The following is an 18,763-nucleotide window of genomic DNA, read 5'->3' on the forward strand; positions in this document are numbered from 1 at the left end:
CATGAGTACAGAATTACTGATCAATGTCACACCGAGCGAAAGCCGTGTTGCCCTAATAGAAAACGGTGTACTGCAAGAAATACAGCTAGAGCGAATCGGTAATCTAGGTATTGTAGGCAATATTTACTTAGGAAAAATAAGCCGTGTACTTCCGGGTATGCAGGCTGCTTTTGTTGATATCGGCCTTGAAAAAGCTGCATTTTTGCATGCATCCGATATTGTAAATAGTGCCTCTATTGTTGAAGGCGTAGACGACGTACCAATAAAAAAAGTACAAGATATTAGAGAGTTAGTTCGTCAAGGCCAGTACATTATGGTGCAAGTGGTAAAAGATCCGCTAGGCACTAAAGGCGCAAGACTTACCACTGATATTACTATTCCTTCTCGTTATTTAGTGTTTATGCCAGATGCGACCCACGTAGGGGTTAGTCAGCGTATTGAAACTGAAGAAGAGCGCTCGCGCCTTAAAAAAATAGTCGCAGAATATGGCGATGAAAATGGCAGTTTTATTGTTCGCACAGCAGCCGAAGGCGCTAGCGAAGCAGAATTACGACACGATGCCGGTTTTTTAAGAAAACTATGGGAAAAAATTACAGCTCGTCGCAAAAAAACCAGTAAAGCCAGTATTCTACATGAAGACTTAACGCTTGCCTTTAGAACCCTACGTGACTACGTAGGCGAAGATATGGAGCGCATTCGCGTTGACTCTAAACTTACTCATGAAGAGCTAAAGTTATTTACTGAAGAGTTTGTTCCACAGCTTTCTCAAGTGCTTGAATACTACCCAGGCGAGCGGCCTATATTTGACTTGTTTGACGTTGAAAACGAAATTCAAAAAGCACTACACCGTAAAGTTACGCTAAAATCGGGTGGTTATATAATTATTGACCAAACAGAAGCAATGACGACTGTTGATGTTAATACTGGCGCATTTGTAGGGCATCGTAATTTAGAAGAAACCATTTTTAATACCAACGTAGAAGCAACCTCTGCAATTGCCCGCCAGCTCAGGCTGCGTAACTTAGGCGGTATTATCATTATCGACTTTATCGATATGGTAAGTGAAGATCATAAGCGACGGGTGCTTCATTCACTTGAAGCAGCCCTTGCAAAAGATCGCACTAAAACGAATATTAATGGGCTTTCAGCGCTTGGCCTTGTTGAAATGACGCGTAAACGTACACGCGAAAGCTTAGAGCATATTTTATGTGATGTATGCCCTGCATGCTCCGGTCGTGGTTCGCAAAAAACAGTTGAAACGGTTTGCTACGAAATACTACGTGAAATAGTACGTGTTAACCGAGCATACGCAGCGGACAAGTTTATGGTGTATGCAGCGCCTGCGGTAAGTGAGGCCCTACTAAACGATGAGTATCATAACCTTGCTGAGCTTGAACTATTTATTGGTAAGCAAGTCAATATTCAAACAGAGAGCTTATACAGCCAAGAACAGTTTGATGTGGTAATGATGTAATGAAAGCAAAAGCGGTCTGTTTTTTTTGTTTTAGAAAGTTATGGCAGACCTGCGCCATAATTTTGGTATTACTGGCCGTTATTGTTTCAATTTTAAAATATACCCTCCCGTATGCAAACGAATACAAAGGTGACATAGAAAGCTATTTACACGAAAAGTTTGAAATAAGCTTATCTATCGGTGAAATATCAGCTAGTTGGCAGGGCAGTGGTCCTGCATTAGTGCTAGAAAATTTATCGTTTAAAGATAACGAAACCGCACCAATATCACTCACCATTGCTAAAACCAGCTTAGAGCTAAACCTATGGGAAAGCTTAAAAGCACTGCAACTTAGATCTAATTATTTTGTTATTAATGGTTTTCATACCAGTGTAAATATCACCAACTTATTTAAAACCGGTGACAACGACGAAGTTTCTTTTGAGCAAAAAGAGCTAATTGAAGAACTGTTTTTGGGTAAAACGGGTCATTTTGCAATAGAAAATTCCAGTATTAACTTTATTTTAGAAGATGGTAAAGAACGTAAGTTACTTCTCAAAAATATTGTTTGGCAAAATGAAGATGAGCAGCATCTTGGTAGTGGGAGCTTAGCACTGCCGGGTATTTCGGTTGGTGACTTTGATGCGCGCATTGCGCTTACTGGCGATACCCTAGAGCAAGTTGCGGGCGACATTTATGTGCAGGCTAATAAGGTCGATGTATCTAACTGGTTAGCACAATATATAAATACGCAAAAGCAACAACTGCATAGCGATATTAATTTACAAGCCTGGCTAAAACTAGATAAAGGCCTTGTAAGCGATATAAAAATGCAGTGGCTACCAAGCTTTGTGCGTTGGCAGCGAGAAGAGCAAAGCCAACAAGTCAGCCTGAGTGAAGGTGGATTCCATTTATATCCAGAACAAAATAGCTGGCACTTAAAAAGCACTGGTTTAACATTTAATAGTAACGATAAAGCATGGCCAAGTTTAGAGTTTGAAGCTCAACTAGGGTCGCAAAATAAAGTGTGGCTCCACCAAGTTGATTTTGAATTACTGAGTAACCTAGCAGGGCTAAGTAATTTTAATGCACTTGAACCATTTTTAGAGCGCCAACCTAGCGGGCAAATAGATCAAGCTTATTTAAATTTTTCTAATGCACAGCAATGGCAATTATGGTTTGAGGCTGACAATATTGGTTGGCAAGAATTAAGGTCGGTACCTGCAGCACAAGAACTTAGAGTAAGTGGTTTACTTAATCAAAGTAGTGGTCGAATAAATTTATTTGGTGAAAACGGCACATTAGTTACAGGCGAAAGCTTTAGTAACGACATAAATTATAATCAGCTAAATGTAGAGCTAGATTTAGCTAAGCGAGATGATGGCTGGCATATAAGTAGTGACAATATCTGGTTTGATAATGATGAAGTTACTCTTGCTGCAGAATTACAAATTAGCCTAACAGATGATCCTCGATTAGATCTTTACGCAGAAGCGTTCGCTCCAGATGCCAATATTGCAGGTCATTACTTCCCATTAAAAGCGATGAGCTCTGAACTTATTAGCTATTTAAATGGTGCAATTAAAGGCGGAGAAGTATCTAAAGCACAGGTCTTATTTGCAGGGCCTTTGTCTGGTTTCCCATTTACTGATGGTAGTGGTCAGTTTGATGTATTAGCACAAATAGACAATGCAACCTATGAGTTTGACCCTGATTGGCCTGCGGTCACTAATGCTAATGTACAGCTACATTTTGCTAATGAGCGGATGGACATATATAGCCAGCAAGGCAAGTTGGTTAATTTAGATATTGGTAATAGTGTACAGGTGAGCATTGCAGATTTAATGAATGCTGATGAACTTATTGTGCAAATTGATAAAAAAGCAGAGATGGAAAAGTTACATGACTTTTTTGCAGCGACACCTATTGCCAAACCTCTTGCTGAAATTTTTAAAGTTGTACAGGGCAAAGGCGAAGCCGATGCCAGTATTGAGCTTTTAGTAGGCTCTAAGTTTAAAGGCGGAGCCAGTGTTAGCGGCAAAGTTAATTTAAATGACTTGCCAGTATTTATAGCAACGCCAGGTATTGAGCTTAAAAACTTAACTGGCGAGCTTAATTTTAAAAACGACAACATCACACTTAAAAATGCGACTGCGAAGTGGTTGGGCATGCCGCTAAATATTAATTACAGCAGCAAAAGTGATGCTAAAAATTACCAAGCAAACATAGATATAAACGCCAAAATTGACGCCGATACATTAATTGACAGTGGACAAGGTATATTAAAAAATTATTTAAGCGGGCAAAGCGATGTTGATATTGGTTTAGTACTTAATTTTACCGAACAAGGCTTTAATTACCGTGCACAGGTAAACTCAGAACTACTTGGCTTAACGAGTAACTTACCCGCACCTTATAATAAAAATAGCGAACAAATGTGGGCGCTTGATGCAGTAGTTCAAGGTGATGATATTTCTAATCTCATTACAGCAAACGCTAATCAACAGTTTTACTTTAATGCTATTTTAGAAAATGGAAAATCACAGTTTAGTAATGTCCATTTTGTGCTCGGAAAACAAGATTTAGGATTAAACCAAAAAGACTTAAGCGTAAATATAAATCTTGAGCAGAGTGAATTAGTGCCTTGGTTTGATCTGATAGATCAAATAATTAAAGCAGGTACATCAAGCCCAGATAAAAAATCAAAAGGGATTATGCCACCGCTTAATGAGGTGGTCGCAAATATAGGTATGCTTGATGCGAGTAACATCATCTTTAATGATTTTGAAATGCGTTTAGCACCATCAAAAGACGATTTATACCTAAAGCTAAATGCTAAAGAACTTAGAGCTGGGGTTTTTATTCCTACATCACAACCTAGCCAGCCTATACGAATTAATGCCGATTACTTAAGGCTTAATTTTGCACAGCCTAGCGAGCAATTGATTGAAATAACAGATGTACTTCCTGAGGAAGACTTGAGCTGGCTTACTAAAATACCTGCCATTGAGTTTGAATGTAGTGACTGCAAAATTGATCGCTATCAGCTTGATAAAGTGAGTGCGTCATTATTAGGTGATGGCGAGCGCTTATCGATATCAGAACTTGTAATCGATAAAGGAGATCATGTATTGCGCACTAAAGGGCTATGGCAAAATGGCTTAACAACGCTAAGTGGTGAGCTTAAAAGTGATGATATAGGCGCGTTGTTTGGCGAGTTTGATATTACCTCTGCAATTAAGGATTCTAAAGCTGATCTAAATTATGATCTTACTTGGCAAGCTGCACCTTATGACTTTGATGTGAAAACTTTAAGTGGTGAAGTTACTTGGGATTTAGGGGAAGGTCACTTAACTGAAATAAGTGATGGTGGTGCACGCGTATTTTCGCTGTTGAGCCTTGATTCACTCGTACGCAAACTGAAACTTGATTTTAGAGATGTATTTTCAAAGGGCTTTTTTTATAACAGCATGCAAGGCTCTATGCAGTTAGAAAACGGTATCGCTTACACTAAAGATACTAAAATGGACGGCGTACCCGCCGATTTAACCATTAAAGGTTATGCAAATTTAAACACGCTAGATATAGATTACGACCTTGCTGTAGCGCCACAAGTAACCTCAAGCATTCCGGTTATAGTTGCGTGGATGGTTAATCCAGTAACAGGGCTTGCTGCTTTAGCACTTGATAAAGTTATTCATTCTGCGCGCGTCATCTCAGAGATCAATTTTAAAGTAACGGGTAAAATGAACGATCCTATTGTTCAAGAACTCGACAGAAAAAGTCGTGAAGTTACACTACCTCAAGCTGCGCAAAATCAGCCACAAGCATCAGTCGATTTAAAACTTAAAGATGCTCAAGTAACAGTAATGCAATGAACAAAACAGCAAGCATAAGCACACCCACAATAGTTGCCCTACAAATGTGTTCAGGGCTAAGCCCTGATGACAACATAGCAAGCTTAAAGCGCGCACTTAAAACTCTGCCAGCAACAAGACCATTACTTGTTTGCTTGCCAGAAGCTTTTTTAGTGTTTAGTAAAAGTGGTAACGATACGTTACGTGTTGCTAAGCAAGTTGATCAATACAAATTACAACTTAGTGAATTGTGCCAACACCATAATATTTGGTTAAATGCAGGCACAATGCCTGAGCCATTTAACGAACATAAGTATTACGCAGCATCGCACTTATATAATAATCAAGGCGAGCTGGTTGCAACGTATAACAAAATACATTTATTTGATGTAACCGTTGATGATAAAACTGGTAGCTATCGAGAGTCAGATTTTACCCAAGCAGGTCGCGATGTAGTGGTTATTGATTCTCCCTTTGGTAAAATTGGCTTAACAGTATGTTATGATCTGCGCTTTAGTGGCTTATTTAACGAACTAGTACGCCAAGGCGCCGATATTATTTTAGTACCCAGTGCATTTACAGTCCCTACAGGGCAAGCGCATTGGCAACCGCTATTAGCAGCTCGCGCAATAGAAACACAATGTTATGTAGTTGCAGCTGCTCAGTACGGTACACATGAAAATGGCCGACAAACATATGGCCACAGTATTATTATTTCACCTTGGGGCAATACCCTGAGTGAATTGCCAACAGGCACCGGTTTTATAAGCTGCAACGCAGATTTAGACCAGTTACAAAAAATTAGACGAGATATGCCCGTGCAGTCTCATCAACGATTTAGAGAGCATTTATTATGAATTCGGTTGAACAGCATTTACTACAAGACAGCCAGCTAAATAGAGAAGAGCTCGAAAAAACGCTCGCTTACATACATCAGCATAAAGTGGATTACGCCGATTTATATTTTCAATCAAGCCACCACGAATCATGGGTGCTTGAAGACGGCTTAGTTAAAGAAGGCTCTTATAACGTTGAGCGTGGCGTTGGTGTACGTGCTGTAAGCGGCGAAAAAACAGGTTTTTCTTACTCTGATGCAATAAATCTTGAAGCACTTAATAAAGCGGCTACAGCGGCTCGTAGCATCGCAGATGCTGGCGAAGATAGAGCGATTAAAGTATTTAGTGATGTTAAAGCTAAAGAGCAGTTTGCAGCGCATCAGCCAATTTCGAGTATGAGCGATACCGACAAGGTGAGTTTATTACGCGAACTTGAAAACTATATTCGTGAACTAGCACCCGATGCAGAGCAAGTAATTAGCTCAATGTCAGCGGTATACGAAGAAGTATTAATCGCAGCAAGTGATGGTACGTTTGCCACCGATATTCGCCCGCTTATTCGTTTAAACTGCTCAGTGCTGCTTGAAAAAAATGGTCGCCGTGAACGCGGTGGCGCAGGTGGTGGTGCACGTTTAGATTATGGTTACTTTAAAGAGCTTGTTGATGGTAAACCACGTTGGATGGAATTTGCTGAAGAAGCTGTACGCCAAGCTAAAGTAAACCTTGAAGCTATTGATGCACCTGCAGGCACGATGGAAGTTGTACTTGGTAATGGTTGGCCTGGCGTGCTTTTACACGAAGCAGTAGGGCATGGACTTGAAGGCGACTTTAACCGCAAAGGCGCGTCTGCGTTTAGTGGTAAAGTGGGCCAAAAAGTAGCATCTGAGCTGTGTACTGTTGTTGATGATGGCACCATGGCTGATCGCCGTGGGTCACTTAATGTTGATGATGAAGGCACACCAGCCGCTTACAACGTACTTATCGAAAACGGTATTTTAAAAGGCTATATGCAAGATAAGCTAAACGCGCGTTTAATGGGTGTAAATCCTACCGGTAACGCACGTCGTGAGTCTTATGCGCATTTACCAATGCCTCGCATGACTAACACCTACATGTTAGGTGGTGAGCACAGTCAAGCAGATATTATAAGCTCAGTTAAAAAAGGGGTATTCGCGCCTAACTTTGGCGGCGGACAAGTTGATATAACCTCAGGTAAGTTTGTATTTAGCGCATCAGAAGCGTATTTAATCGAAAATGGTAAAATTACCCAACCAATTAAAGGCGCAACGCTTATTGGTAATGGACCAGAAGTAATGCAGCAAATATCTATGGTTGGTAACGACTTAGCACTTGATAAAGGTGTTGGTGTTTGTGGTAAAGATGGTCAAAGCGTACCGGTAGGCGTAGGCCAACCAAGCCTTAAAATTGATCAGTTAACGGTCGGTGGTACAGCTTAAATATTACTCAAGCGCGAAGTGAATTCCTACCTACGTGCTTGATGTTTATTGTAGGTGAGGTTTTACACCTCGCCTTTTAAATATACGCTCACGCAATAGGGCGCGAAATAAATTCGCACCTACGATTTGCATTCTTACTTTGGGTAGGTGAGGTTTTATACCTCGCTTTTTAAATACAGACTTAGAAATAGAGCGCGAAATAAATTCGCACCTACGATTTGTATTTTTACTTTGTGTAGGCGAGGTTTATGCCTCTCCTTCACCTTCTTTATTTTTTTCAGCCTCTTTGTACCATAACGCAAAAAAGCACTCTGTTAATTTGTGCTCTATCTCAAGCGCTTTTTCTGTCGGGCAAAACAAGGTAAAGCTTGCTTTAAATTCACCTAAATCGGTTGTACCAAAGTGAATTACCGGCTCTGGGCCAGATATTTTTGCATCAAGTTTACGCTCAATCATCGAATTATAACGGCTTGCTACTTCTTGAAACTCTTCGCAGTACAGTTTAGCTTGCTCAGTGAGTGTGTCGTGAATAGGGTAAGGGTTAAAGCTCTCTCTTCGGACAATAATAAAATGATGTGTAACAAAGCGTTTTACAAAATTTAAGTTTTTAATAGAGCTGGTAATCAGCTTATTATTAGGTATGTATATGGTTTTTCTTGAAAATTGATAAGTATGTATATCAATTTCATGCATGGTTGTTTTTATCCAATCCGTTTCAGCTACTTCACCAAAGTAATCACCTACTTGTATCCAATCACCCACTCTAAACGGGCGAGTTGTTACGAGGTAAAAAAAGCCTATTACACACTGAATAAACTCACGCGTTGCAAGTACAATCGCCACGGCAAAAGCAGCAATAGAAAGTGCAAAGTTTTGAATTTCGGTCGACCACACAAATAGCAGCGATATCATCATTACAAAATTAATAAAGTGCTTAATATTGTGTGCGATGTAACGGATGTCTTTTTCTTTTTTTTCTGCGCGACTTTTAGCAAGCTTATCAACAAGCACTTTTAGTACAAATGCAATTGTGATCATTACAATTGAAAGAAGAAACGGATGCAGCAATATATCTTTAGTCATGGTATCCAATTAAACGTGAGTTGATAAAAACAGGCTCAGTATATTGATTTATTAAACCAATTAGCAAATTTAGTGTAAAAAAAGTAACCAATAAAAAATTTAGCTACGTTATTGAGTTACTTGATCAGTGCAATGCTTGTGATTTTTAGCCATTCTTTTTCGGCATATGAGTACAAGCTCAATGGCTGAAATAAAAATCAAAGTATAGCCAAGCGTTTCTATACCTTCTTCAACAATGTTTTTTACCGCACGTACATAGTCATCACCCATTACTGAATGCCAAAATGCGCCTTTGCCCATCATTCGCGAAAATGCGAGTAAAGTAACCATGCCTGATAAGCAAATTCCATAACTAGGAGTGAGGCTATAGGCTTTTAAAGCGTTAAAAATACTTCCTCTGTTTGTTATTAAATAAACAAACACGCCAGCTAAAATTGAATAGACGATACTTTGCCAAGCGCCATCAAAAAAGTATAAGTCGAGGTAGGTATCAAACTCTCTCACAAACATCATTGCCGATAACGCAGCTAGTAATACAGCCGGTATTTTGAGTTGAAAGTTAATTCGCGAAGCGTAAAAAAATAAAATACAGCTTAAAAAAGTTAAAACATCTTGCATATGTTCGGTAAGAGTTTCTTCACTGTAAAGTGCATCCTGTTTTAATTCAAACCCTTCAAGTTGAATTAAATGAGCAACACCCGCTAGGCATAATAAATAAATAAAAGATCGCAGTAAAAACATAAATAACCAAGAGAAACTATAAATGCGCGGGATTCTAATCGTTAAAATGCTTTAAAGCCAAAACAAAATTTAAACTTTTAACCTTTTTATTGGTCTAAAATTTTTGCTTTTAAAATAATGGCTTAGATGTTTTTTTAATGTTGAATCGATGTTTTTAATGTGACGTTTTAAGTGGTTTATTGTGCAAAATATAACAAGCATTAAAAAGCCCTTACTAATTACTTAACAAGGGCTTTTTATAATTGAGCGCTTAGAGTTTAGCGCCTAGCGCATAGTAACAAACTCTTCAGAACCTGTTGGGTGAATCGCAACAACGGCATCAAAATCAGCTTTAGTAGCGCCCATTTTCATGGCAACTGCAAAACCTTGAATCATTTCATCAACCGCAAAACCAATACCATGTAGGCCAACTACTTTTTCGTCTGGGCCGGCACATACAAGCTTCATTTTACAAGGTTGGCGATGTTTAGTTACCGCTGTGTACATAGCTGTAAAACCAGATTGGTAAATCTTAACGTTTTCTTCGCCGTATTGAGAAATAGCTTCTTGTTCAGTAAGGCCAATAGTACCAATTGGTGGGTGACTAAATACAACAGTAGGAACTAGGCTGTAATCCATTTTTAAATCATCAGGTAGTTCTTTATTAAATAAGCGTTCTGATAAAGTACGCCCTGCTTTAACTGCTACAGGCGTAAGTTCAATACCGTTTTCGATAATATCACCAACAGCATAAACGTTTTTAGCTGTGGTATTTTGAAACTCATCAACTTTAACAAAACCATCGCTGTTAACTTCTACGTCGGCAGCAGCTACATTAATTGCATCTGTTGTTGGCTGGCGGCCAATGGCCCAAATTACTTGGTCAACGTTATGAGTTTTACCATTATCTAAATGTAGCGTTACAGAGCCATCATCTTCTTTAACTAATTTATGAGGTACAGATTCTGTATGAAGAGTAGGGCCTTCGGCAGCCATAACATCAACAAGGGTTTCAACTATGTATGGGTCAAAGTTACGAAGTGGAGAATGCTTACGAACAAATAAATGTGTTTCAGTACCTAAACCATGTAATACACCAGCAAGCTCAACGGCTATGTAGCCTGCGCCTATTACTGCAACGCGCTTAGGTTGCTCTTTTAGCTCAAAAAAGCCATTTGAATCGATACCGTGTTCAGCACCTTCAATATGCGGAATGCTTGGGCGTCCACCTACTGCAATTAATATATGGTCGGCTGTGTAGTGCTTGCCGTTTACTTCAACTGTTTTATTATCTACAAATTTAGCAAAGCCTTTGATTACAGTAACGCCATTGCTAGCAAGGCCACTGTCATAACCTTTATGAATTCGGCCTATATAGGCTTCACGGCTTTCTACTAACTTGCTCCAATCAAAGCCTTTAACTTCAACATTAAAGCCGTAATCTGGGGCATATAAATTAATTGCTTCAGCAACCTGAGCACCGTGCCACATTACTTTTTTAGGTACACAGCCCACGTTTACACACGTGCCGCCCATGTGTTTTGCTTCTATAAGTGCTACTTTAGCGCCACGCATTGCCGCTCTATTTGCAGAGGCAATACCACCACTGCCACCACCGATTGCAATATAATCAAAGTGTTGTGTCATTTTATGTCCTTAGGCGTTGAGTTTTATGCGCATTAGCATAACATTAAGTTTTAAAAATAAAGAGTGTTTAGGTGACCTATGTTTAGTAAAAAAACATTCGAATTTCTTGCTCTGCTTGATCAAAACAATAATAGAGACTGGTTTAACGACCATAAATCACAGTATGAGGAATACGTAAGAGAGCCCGCTTTAGATTTCATTAGGCAAATGCAAGCACCACTTGCTGAGGTTTCTAGCCATTTTGTCGCATCAGATAAAAAAGTCGGCGGTAGTTTAATGAGAATCCATAAAGACGCGCGTTTTAGTAAAGATAAAACCCCATATAAAATTAATGTAGGAATTCAATTTCGCCATTTTATGGGAAAAGACGTACATGCCCCTGGTTTTTATTTTCACTTAGCAAATGACGAATGTTTTGTAGGTGCTGGTATTTGGCGACCAGAATCAAAGGCGCTTAATGCAATTAGAACCTGCATAGATGAAAACCCAAATAGCTATAAAAAAGCAATTTATGATGAGCAATTTAAATCTATTTTTGAAATGTCAGGAGAGTCGCTAAAACGCCCACCAAGAGGTTTTGAAAAAGAGCACCCATTAATAAATGAGCTCAAGCGAAAAGACTTTATAGCTATTAGCCCGCTGACTCAAAAGCAAGTATGTAGCAATAATTTAGTTGATACGGTACTAGAGCGTTATAAAGTGGCTGACTCATTAATGGGTTATTTGTGTTTTGCTCTGGAGCAACCCTATTAAAATTACACAACTTAAAAGCAGTTGAGTTGTTTTTTTACTTTTAGACCCAATTTAAAACGTAATGCATTAACGCAAAGAGAGTATTTATGAGCAACCCATTAATTGGCCTTGAAGGCTTACCACCATTTTCAAAAATAAAGCCTGAGTATGTAGTACCCGCACTAAAAGACGGTATTGAGCTTTGTCGTAAAGCCATTGATGACGTGTTAGCTAAAGGTTCGTACACGTGGGATGACTTAGTATTACCCCTTGAAGAAGCTGACGATAAATTATCGCGCATGTTTTCCCCTGTATCGCATTTAAATTCAGTAATGAATAACGACGAATTACGTGAAGCTTACGAGCAGTGCTTACCGTTAATATCTGAATATTCAACATTTGTAGGTCAGCATCAAGGTTTATACAACGCGTATAATACGCTTTATAACAGCGACGAATTTAAAACGCTGACTACAGCACAGCAGAAAACAATTACTAATGCGCTGCGTGATTTTAAATTATCGGGTATTGCTTTAGCGCCAGAACAACAAAAACGCTATGGTGAAATAAGCGCACGTTTATCTGAGCTTGCCTCAAAATTTGGCAACAATGTAATGGATGCGACTTTAGCGTGGCACAAGCATATTACTGATGAGAGCGACTTAGCTGGCTTGCCAGAATCAGCTCTTGCACTTGCAGCCGACACCGCAAAAAGTAAAGAATTAGATGGCTGGTTATTTACACTCGATTTTCCATCATATTTACCAATAATGGCTTACGCAGATAACCGCGAACTACGCAGGGAAACCTACACTGCGTTTTCTACGCGCGCATCAGATCAAGGCCCTAACGCCGGTGAGTTTGATAACTCAGATATTATGAGAGAGGAGCTTGCGCTTCGTCATGAACTTGCACAGTTACTAGGATTCAACAGCTACGCTGAAAAGTCACTCGCGACTAAAATGGCAGAGTCACCAGAACAAGTATTCTCATTTTTAGAAGACCTAGCGGCTAAATCAAAACCACAAGCAGAGCAAGAAGTGGCCGAGCTAAAAGCGTATGCTGAACAAAAACACGGTATTTCTGAATTAGAAGCATGGGATTTTGGTTACTACAGCGAAAAGCTTAAGCAAGAAAAGTATGCAATTTCAGACGAAGTACTACGTCCTTACTTCCCTGCAAATAAAGTATTAAGTGGATTATTCGAAACCGTTAATCGCTTATTTGGTATTAGCGTAAAAGAAGTTACTGATTTTGATACTTATCATAAAGATGTGCGCTTTTTTGAAATTGTAGATAGTAGCAATACGCTTCGTGGGCGCTTTTATCTAGATTTATATGCACGCGACCACAAACGTGGTGGTGCGTGGATGGATGACTGTATGGGTCGTAAAGTACGTGCTAACGGCGAACTACAAACTCCAGTGGCTTATTTAGTGTGTAACTTTAATAAGGCGGTTGGCGATAAACCGGCGCTGTTTACTCATGACGAAGTAACTACTTTATTTCATGAGTTTGGTCATGGTATTCACCACATGTTGACACAAGTTGATGCAGCTCCTGTTGCGGGTATTAATGGTGTTGCATGGGATGCGGTAGAGCTTCCTAGTCAGTTTTTAGAGAACTGGTGTTATGACGAAGAAGCCCTGAGCTTTATTTCAGGTCATTATGAAACGGGTGAGCCGTTACCTAAAGAGTTACTTGATAAGTTACTTGCTGCTAAAAACTATAACTCAGGCGTACAAATGCTACGTCAAATTGAGTTTTCGTTATTCGACTTTAAAATCCATAACGATTACAAAGTGGGTGAGCAATGCCAAATTCAAGCAGTACTAAACGATGTACGTAGCCGCACATCAATCGTTAAACCGCCTGAGTTTAACCGTTTTCAAAATGGTTTTAGTCATATTTTTGCCGGCGGTTATAGTGCAGGTTACTATTCGTATAAATGGGCTGAAGTACTTTCTGCTGATGCATTTTCTAAATTTGAAGAAGAAGGTATTTTTAACGCTGAAACAGGGCAAGCCTTCATGCAAAATATTTTAGAAAAAGGCGGCAGTGAAGAGCCAATGGAATTATTTAAAAAGTTCCGTGGTCGTGAGCCAAATGTCGACGCGTTACTACGCCATAGCGGTATTGCTGTTTAAAAATTAATATTTAGCACAAATCAAATTAAAGCGCCTTAATGGCGCTTTTTTATTATTTTAAAATTATTATCTAATAATTTTTAGTAATTTCATCCTACCGTACTATGCTTTTAGCACACCTAATAAAATGGACTAAGGCATGGCAAAGTTGGTATTGGCAATTGATGACGACAAGTATGTTCATCATATAATTGAAGAGTCTTTAGCAGGGTTTTGTAAAATAATTCATGCAAAAGATGGCGATGAAGGATTAAGGCTAACCAATAAATACAACCCAGATATTATTTTACTCGATATTGAAATGCCAGGTATGTCAGGTTATGACGTATGTAAAACAATAAAGCAAAGTCAAAATACTCAGGATATTCCCGTTATGTTTCTCTCATCTAAAATAGAGCTAAGCGATCGGGTAAAAGGTTACAGCGTCGGCGCATCTGATTACATTACAAAACCTTTTAATGCAGAAGAGTTAATAGCGCGAATAAAGGTACTTTACGAATATAGGCAAAAATGCGCAAAACTAAAACTGGATATAGTCAAAGCGAATAAAACAGCTGAAATGGCAATGACAGAGTCAGGCGATATGGGCCGTATAATGCGCTACGTTGGACAAAGTTATCACGCTAATAACTTTCAATCGTTGAGTGAATACTTTTTTACCTTTTTTGCTCCTTTAAATTTAGATGTTGTGGTTGTGTTTTGGTATCAAGGAAAAGGTATTTTTTACAGCCAGCAAAGTGGTGTTTGCCCGTTAGAACAAGAGCTGCTTGAGCAACATCGAAATGCTCAACGATTTGTTGATATTGGTAGCAGCACTATCATTAATTATCCCAAAGTGTCCCTTTTGATAAAAAATATGCCAGTTGATAACGATGCTTTGTATGGGCGCTACAAAGATCTGTTCCCGCATATATTAGAAGTAACCAACGAGAAGGTTGTTACCATGGAAAGAAGCGAAAGCAGTTATGAGCAGGCAGCTCAAATAAGTACAGCCCTTCAAGATATTGTTAAGCAGTTAACTACTCAAAATGTAGAGCAAAACAAAAGTACTAAAGAGTTTATAGAGCAGCTACATGAACTTGACTGCGCTATTAAGCTACAACAAACACAAGCAAATCCTGCGGATCTCACTTTATATATATCTCAATTGGATCAAACAATGCAGTTATTTGTATCGGCTAATAGTGATTTAGCCTTTATCAAATATCAGCTTAAACAAGTTGCCGAAAGCCGCAATGAACTTATATCCAATTTACGTACTAAAGGGGAAGCCGCAAAGGTCAATACGAATCATCATAGTGATATAGAGCTATTTTAGTGCTTTAAAGTAAAGCGGTTGATATACTACAGGCGTATTTTATCGTCGGAGTTTATTGTGGTTATTCAGTGTGCTTTTAAAGAGTTACGCCCTTATTTAAATGAATTAGAAACACGCTTTGGTTTAGCCCAATGGGCGCAAAATTGTAGTGGCTTTAGCTTACATTACGATGATAAAGGGTTAAGTCTATTTAAAACCGACGAGCCTAAACTAGGTGCAATTAACGTTGATTTTGTAACCGGTGCTGCCGCCCATAGGCGTAAGTTTGGCGGTGGTAAAGGGCAAGCAATTGCCAAAGCGGTGGGTTTAAATAAAGGCGCAACGCCTGTTGTACTTGATGCTACCGCAGGCTTAGGGCGAGATGGTTTTGTACTTGCCTCGCTAGGGTGCAAAGTTATATTACATGAACGTCACCCGGTTGTAGCTGCACTTTTATACGATGGTTTAAAGCGAGCCTATAGCGATATTGAAATTGGTTTGTGGATGAAAGAAAACATGAGCCTAATATTTGGCTCAAGCCATACTTTGCTCTCTCAATGCGAAAGCATGCCTGATGTTGTTTATTTAGATCCTATGTTCCCGCACCGCGAAAAATCAGCATTAGTTAAAAAAGAAATGCGTGTGTTTCAAGAGCTTGTTGGTGCAGATACCGACGCTGACGATTTACTCGAATTCGCCTACCCACTCGCCAGTAAGCGCGTAGTAGTAAAACGCCCCGATTACGCCCCATTTTTAAATGACAAAACCCCAAGCATGCAGATCAAAACCAAAAAGAACCGTTTTGATGTCTATGTAAAGGCAGCAATGGTTTAAACACTAAAATAGATTGGTATTTGTATGCGAAAATGTTATTTGAAATATATAAACTTAGTGCAAAATTGCAATAAATACTCTTGGAAATAAGAAACCTATTTTAAAAAATGATTTTTCTTAATTCGCTAAAATAGGATATCAAAATATTAGCTTTTAAATCATCAGAATACTATTAATCATACGATGTTTTTAGCTTTATTAACGATGTAATGATCTACGCTTCTACGTATTAGAAACTAACTAAAAGTCCTTAAAAATAAAAATGATACTTACAACAAAAATAAAATTCGACTCTCAGAATAACGATACTACAACTACTTTAGATAAATTCTTCCAATTTATTATTATTGATAAATTGGATGGAAATCGTTGTAAAGTGTCTATATATAATGCAATTTCATTTAGTAATGATGGCGATCATAGTAAATTAGTCATAGAATTTTTTGATCAAAAAAATGATCAAATTTCCAGCGTGAAATTTATGGACTACAAAAAGTTTTATGAAGAAACTAATATCCTCAAGCAATTCTGGGGGAAAAGTTCAGAATACTCTGCTAACATTTCAGCTACAATTAACAATTTCGCTAAAGATTTAGAATCTGAAGAAAGAACTAAGATACAGGAGGCTTTAAGTGCTTGTTGTTCTAGTGGTGTATTTGGTGTTTCAGAAAATAAAGATTCTATAGAAAACTTTATAATTAATCCATCGACAGCTGAGTTTTCAACGGGCCAAGTAAAGCTACCGTGTCATTTTCCAAGTAAACAAGAAGATAGTCCTAAATTACTCTCTAATGGCTATTGGTTTAAAGCTGAGTTTGAACTTGATTTAAATACGGGGCCTAGTGGATTTAATATTGAATCGAGATTAGAGTTTTCTAATAAATCAAAATTCAAATCGCCTGACTTTAAAATATATATTCAAACAGGAAAAAAATACGACTTAAGAAGTAGTAAAATTACTGTAGTTGGCCAGAAAACTGATTACTTCGGTGAAGTGGTTAAAGTTTTCTCTCAGTCCAAAATTAAATACTTTACAGAGTGGGCTGAACATGGCATTTATAGTTCATCCTTATTTAAAGCAAGCCCTGGTACAACTGCAGAAAAAGCAATTAAAGAGAGTGGGTTAAAGTCTATATCTGTTACTGCTGAACTTGAAGATTTAGAGCTTCCTCGTCGTAGAGAAATAAATTTATTAATTTTTAGTATTATTTTTTCTCTTTTTGCGTCTTTTGGATTTGATCGAACCAGGCAAGGTGATGTAGGGTTTAAAGACATTTTTCCATTTTCAAACTATCTATCTATAGATGTTAATTGGCTGATAGTATGCATTGGTATATTGATTTTTTATTATTCTCTCAAGAATTTCACATGGCGTTTGAGGTTTAAAATTATTGCTATTTCACCAATTTCCTTATGGTTTTTTAGTTATTTAATTTTAAATGGGAGTATTTGGGGTAATGAAATACTTGTAAGCAATATTGGACTTGCCTTTTCTCATTTTTTGTATAAATCCAATATTGTAATAGCTAGTATTTTGCTTATTGGGGGTGTATCTATAAAATTATCCGAAAAAATAAAAATACTTAGTAATTTTAAAATTAAATTTAAAAAAATTATCAAAGTACTCAAAGGGGAGTTGTAATGGAAATTTATAAAAACTTAATTTATGTAAAAACTCCTGTTGGAGGAGAGCACACTTTAGCGGAAGAGCTAACTTACGATAATAGGACCTATTATCGATACATGGATACTATTTATATACCTAATACACCTTCAAAATTGAGCATGGAAGATGTTGCCGCACTTTCTGAGATTAGAATTAAGTTAAATGATCAGGTAATTGATTATTCTTATACGAAAGAGCTAATTAATACTTTGATAAATAAAGTCGATGGTTTACCTATAAATAGCATCATTGATTTTGGGTGTGGGGGAGGAATTCTGTCTGAAGTTCTTGAAGTTGCAGATTACAGAAATAAAGTGAAAAAAATTGTTAGTCTCGATATTTCAAGCTTTGCTGTAGCTTCGGCTAAGAAAAAGTATAAGGAGTTTGAGCATTTTGCATTTGTATTCGATGGTTCTGAACCATTGCCTGTTCCAAGTAACTCTATTGATGCAATACTTTCTAGTTTTGTAATGCATTTTACCATTTATGATAACCAGCTCGAAGAACTATATCGAGTGCTTAGAAATGGTGGAAGCTTTATATATAATGATTACGTATATAATAAATATCCTTTTCATACGAAAAAGATAATCAATAAATTGAAAGATATAGGCTTTAATGTATACGAAGAAACGATTGATTTTCAACATCCGGATACAAAAGATTTGAAGTTACATAGAATTATCAAGGCCACAAAATAACTGAACTTAATAGTAAATTTTTTGTTTAGGTGTATTAAGCCCCAATCCGTTTTTGGGGTTTTCGCTGCTATTAAAGATATTATACTTCTGAGCTTGTAAATATATATTTAACTTTTCCTAAAGTTTCAAAAATTAGTGTTAACTGTGAAATACTACTTTAGAGGGTTGTGTTTTGAACATCTTTCGAAAACAGAGTCATCTAATTAATTTATAATGCTAAGTAGCTTACGTTTTTCTCTAGTAATAACGCAATCTACCTGTGTGTGCATTTAGTTGTGCTGGTTTATAATAACTTCGCTAATTCAAGCAGTCCTCCACATCAAAGAAGCTTTT

The 18,763-nt window shown here is 37.9% G+C and carries 13 protein-coding genes; 10 read left to right on the forward strand and 3 right to left on the reverse strand.

The genetic code is table 11. From position 1 onward, the window contains the following. Position 1 precedes the first annotated feature (1 nt). The 4 genes from rng to tldD are packed head-to-tail and all read left to right on the forward strand — an operon-like array spanning position 2 to position 7,603. Complete coding sequence (gene rng / locus H4J63_RS09420; RefSeq protein ID WP_182196160.1) at positions 2 to 1,474, forward strand: ribonuclease G; 1,473 nt, start codon at positions 2 to 4, stop codon at positions 1,472 to 1,474. Next, positions 1,474 to 5,331 (forward strand): YhdP family protein, encoded by a 3,858-nt coding sequence (locus H4J63_RS09425; protein ID WP_182196162.1) that lies wholly within the window; start codon positions 1,474 to 1,476, stop codon positions 5,329 to 5,331. The genes rng and H4J63_RS09425 overlap by 1 nt, the downstream gene beginning before the upstream one ends. Further along, positions 5,328 to 6,167, forward strand: coding sequence for a carbon-nitrogen hydrolase family protein (locus H4J63_RS09430; protein WP_182196165.1), 840 nt, complete (start codon positions 5,328 to 5,330; stop codon positions 6,165 to 6,167). The genes H4J63_RS09425 and H4J63_RS09430 overlap by 4 nt, the downstream gene beginning before the upstream one ends. Then, on the forward strand, positions 6,164 to 7,603 hold the full coding sequence (gene tldD, locus H4J63_RS09435; RefSeq protein ID WP_024597409.1) for a metalloprotease TldD: 1,440 nt from the start codon (positions 6,164 to 6,166) through the stop codon (positions 7,601 to 7,603). Before H4J63_RS09430 ends, tldD begins: the two co-directional genes overlap by 4 nt. Positions 7,604 to 7,849: 246 nt before the next feature. On the opposite strand, the gene H4J63_RS09440 is transcribed toward tldD, so the two are convergent. The 3 genes from H4J63_RS09440 to gorA form a co-directional block, all read right to left on the reverse strand. Further along, the gene (locus H4J63_RS09440; RefSeq protein ID WP_024597410.1) at positions 7,850 to 8,686 is read right to left on the reverse strand and encodes a mechanosensitive ion channel family protein; all 837 of its coding nucleotides are present in this window, start codon (positions 8,684 to 8,686) and stop codon (positions 7,850 to 7,852) included. 108 nt (positions 8,687 to 8,794) lie between these two features. Further along, complete coding sequence (locus tag H4J63_RS09445) at positions 8,795 to 9,427, reverse strand: hypothetical protein (protein ID WP_165742883.1); 633 nt, start codon at positions 9,425 to 9,427, stop codon at positions 8,795 to 8,797. Between the two features lie 264 nt (positions 9,428 to 9,691). After that, positions 9,692 to 11,053, reverse strand: a complete 1,362-nt coding sequence (gene gorA, locus H4J63_RS09450) for a glutathione-disulfide reductase (protein ID WP_165742884.1) — start codon at positions 11,051 to 11,053, stop codon at positions 9,692 to 9,694. 78 nt (positions 11,054 to 11,131) lie between these two features. Between gorA and H4J63_RS09455 the strand changes: the two genes are divergently transcribed. From H4J63_RS09455 to H4J63_RS09480, 6 genes are all read left to right on the forward strand, one after another. Further along, positions 11,132 to 11,806: a DUF2461 domain-containing protein gene (locus tag H4J63_RS09455; protein WP_165742885.1), complete on the forward strand. Its 675-nt coding sequence runs from the start codon at positions 11,132 to 11,134 to the stop codon at positions 11,804 to 11,806. Between the two features lie 86 nt (positions 11,807 to 11,892). Beyond that, on the forward strand, positions 11,893 to 13,932 hold the full coding sequence (prlC, locus tag H4J63_RS09460) for an oligopeptidase A (RefSeq protein ID WP_165742886.1): 2,040 nt from the start codon (positions 11,893 to 11,895) through the stop codon (positions 13,930 to 13,932). Between the two features lie 139 nt (positions 13,933 to 14,071). Next, positions 14,072 to 15,250 carry a response regulator transcription factor gene (locus tag H4J63_RS09465; protein WP_165742887.1) on the forward strand — a complete coding sequence of 393 codons (1,179 nt, stop codon included), beginning with the start codon at positions 14,072 to 14,074 and terminating at the stop codon, positions 15,248 to 15,250. 57 nt (positions 15,251 to 15,307) lie between these two features. Continuing rightward, the gene (locus H4J63_RS09470; protein WP_024598033.1) at positions 15,308 to 16,063 is read left to right on the forward strand and encodes a class I SAM-dependent methyltransferase; all 756 of its coding nucleotides are present in this window, start codon (positions 15,308 to 15,310) and stop codon (positions 16,061 to 16,063) included. 262 nt (positions 16,064 to 16,325) lie between these two features. After that, positions 16,326 to 17,705 (forward strand): hypothetical protein, encoded by a 1,380-nt coding sequence (locus tag H4J63_RS09475; protein ID WP_165728140.1) that lies wholly within the window; start codon positions 16,326 to 16,328, stop codon positions 17,703 to 17,705. Continuing rightward, positions 17,705 to 18,430, forward strand: coding sequence for a class I SAM-dependent methyltransferase (locus H4J63_RS09480; protein ID WP_165728141.1), 726 nt, complete (start codon positions 17,705 to 17,707; stop codon positions 18,428 to 18,430). Before H4J63_RS09475 ends, H4J63_RS09480 begins: the two co-directional genes overlap by 1 nt. Positions 18,431 to 18,763: the final 333 nt, after the last annotated feature.

The sequence above is a fragment of the Pseudoalteromonas sp. 5Ae-yellow genome (assembly GCF_014077565.1).
Taxonomy (GTDB): domain Bacteria; phylum Pseudomonadota; class Gammaproteobacteria; order Enterobacterales; family Alteromonadaceae; genus Pseudoalteromonas.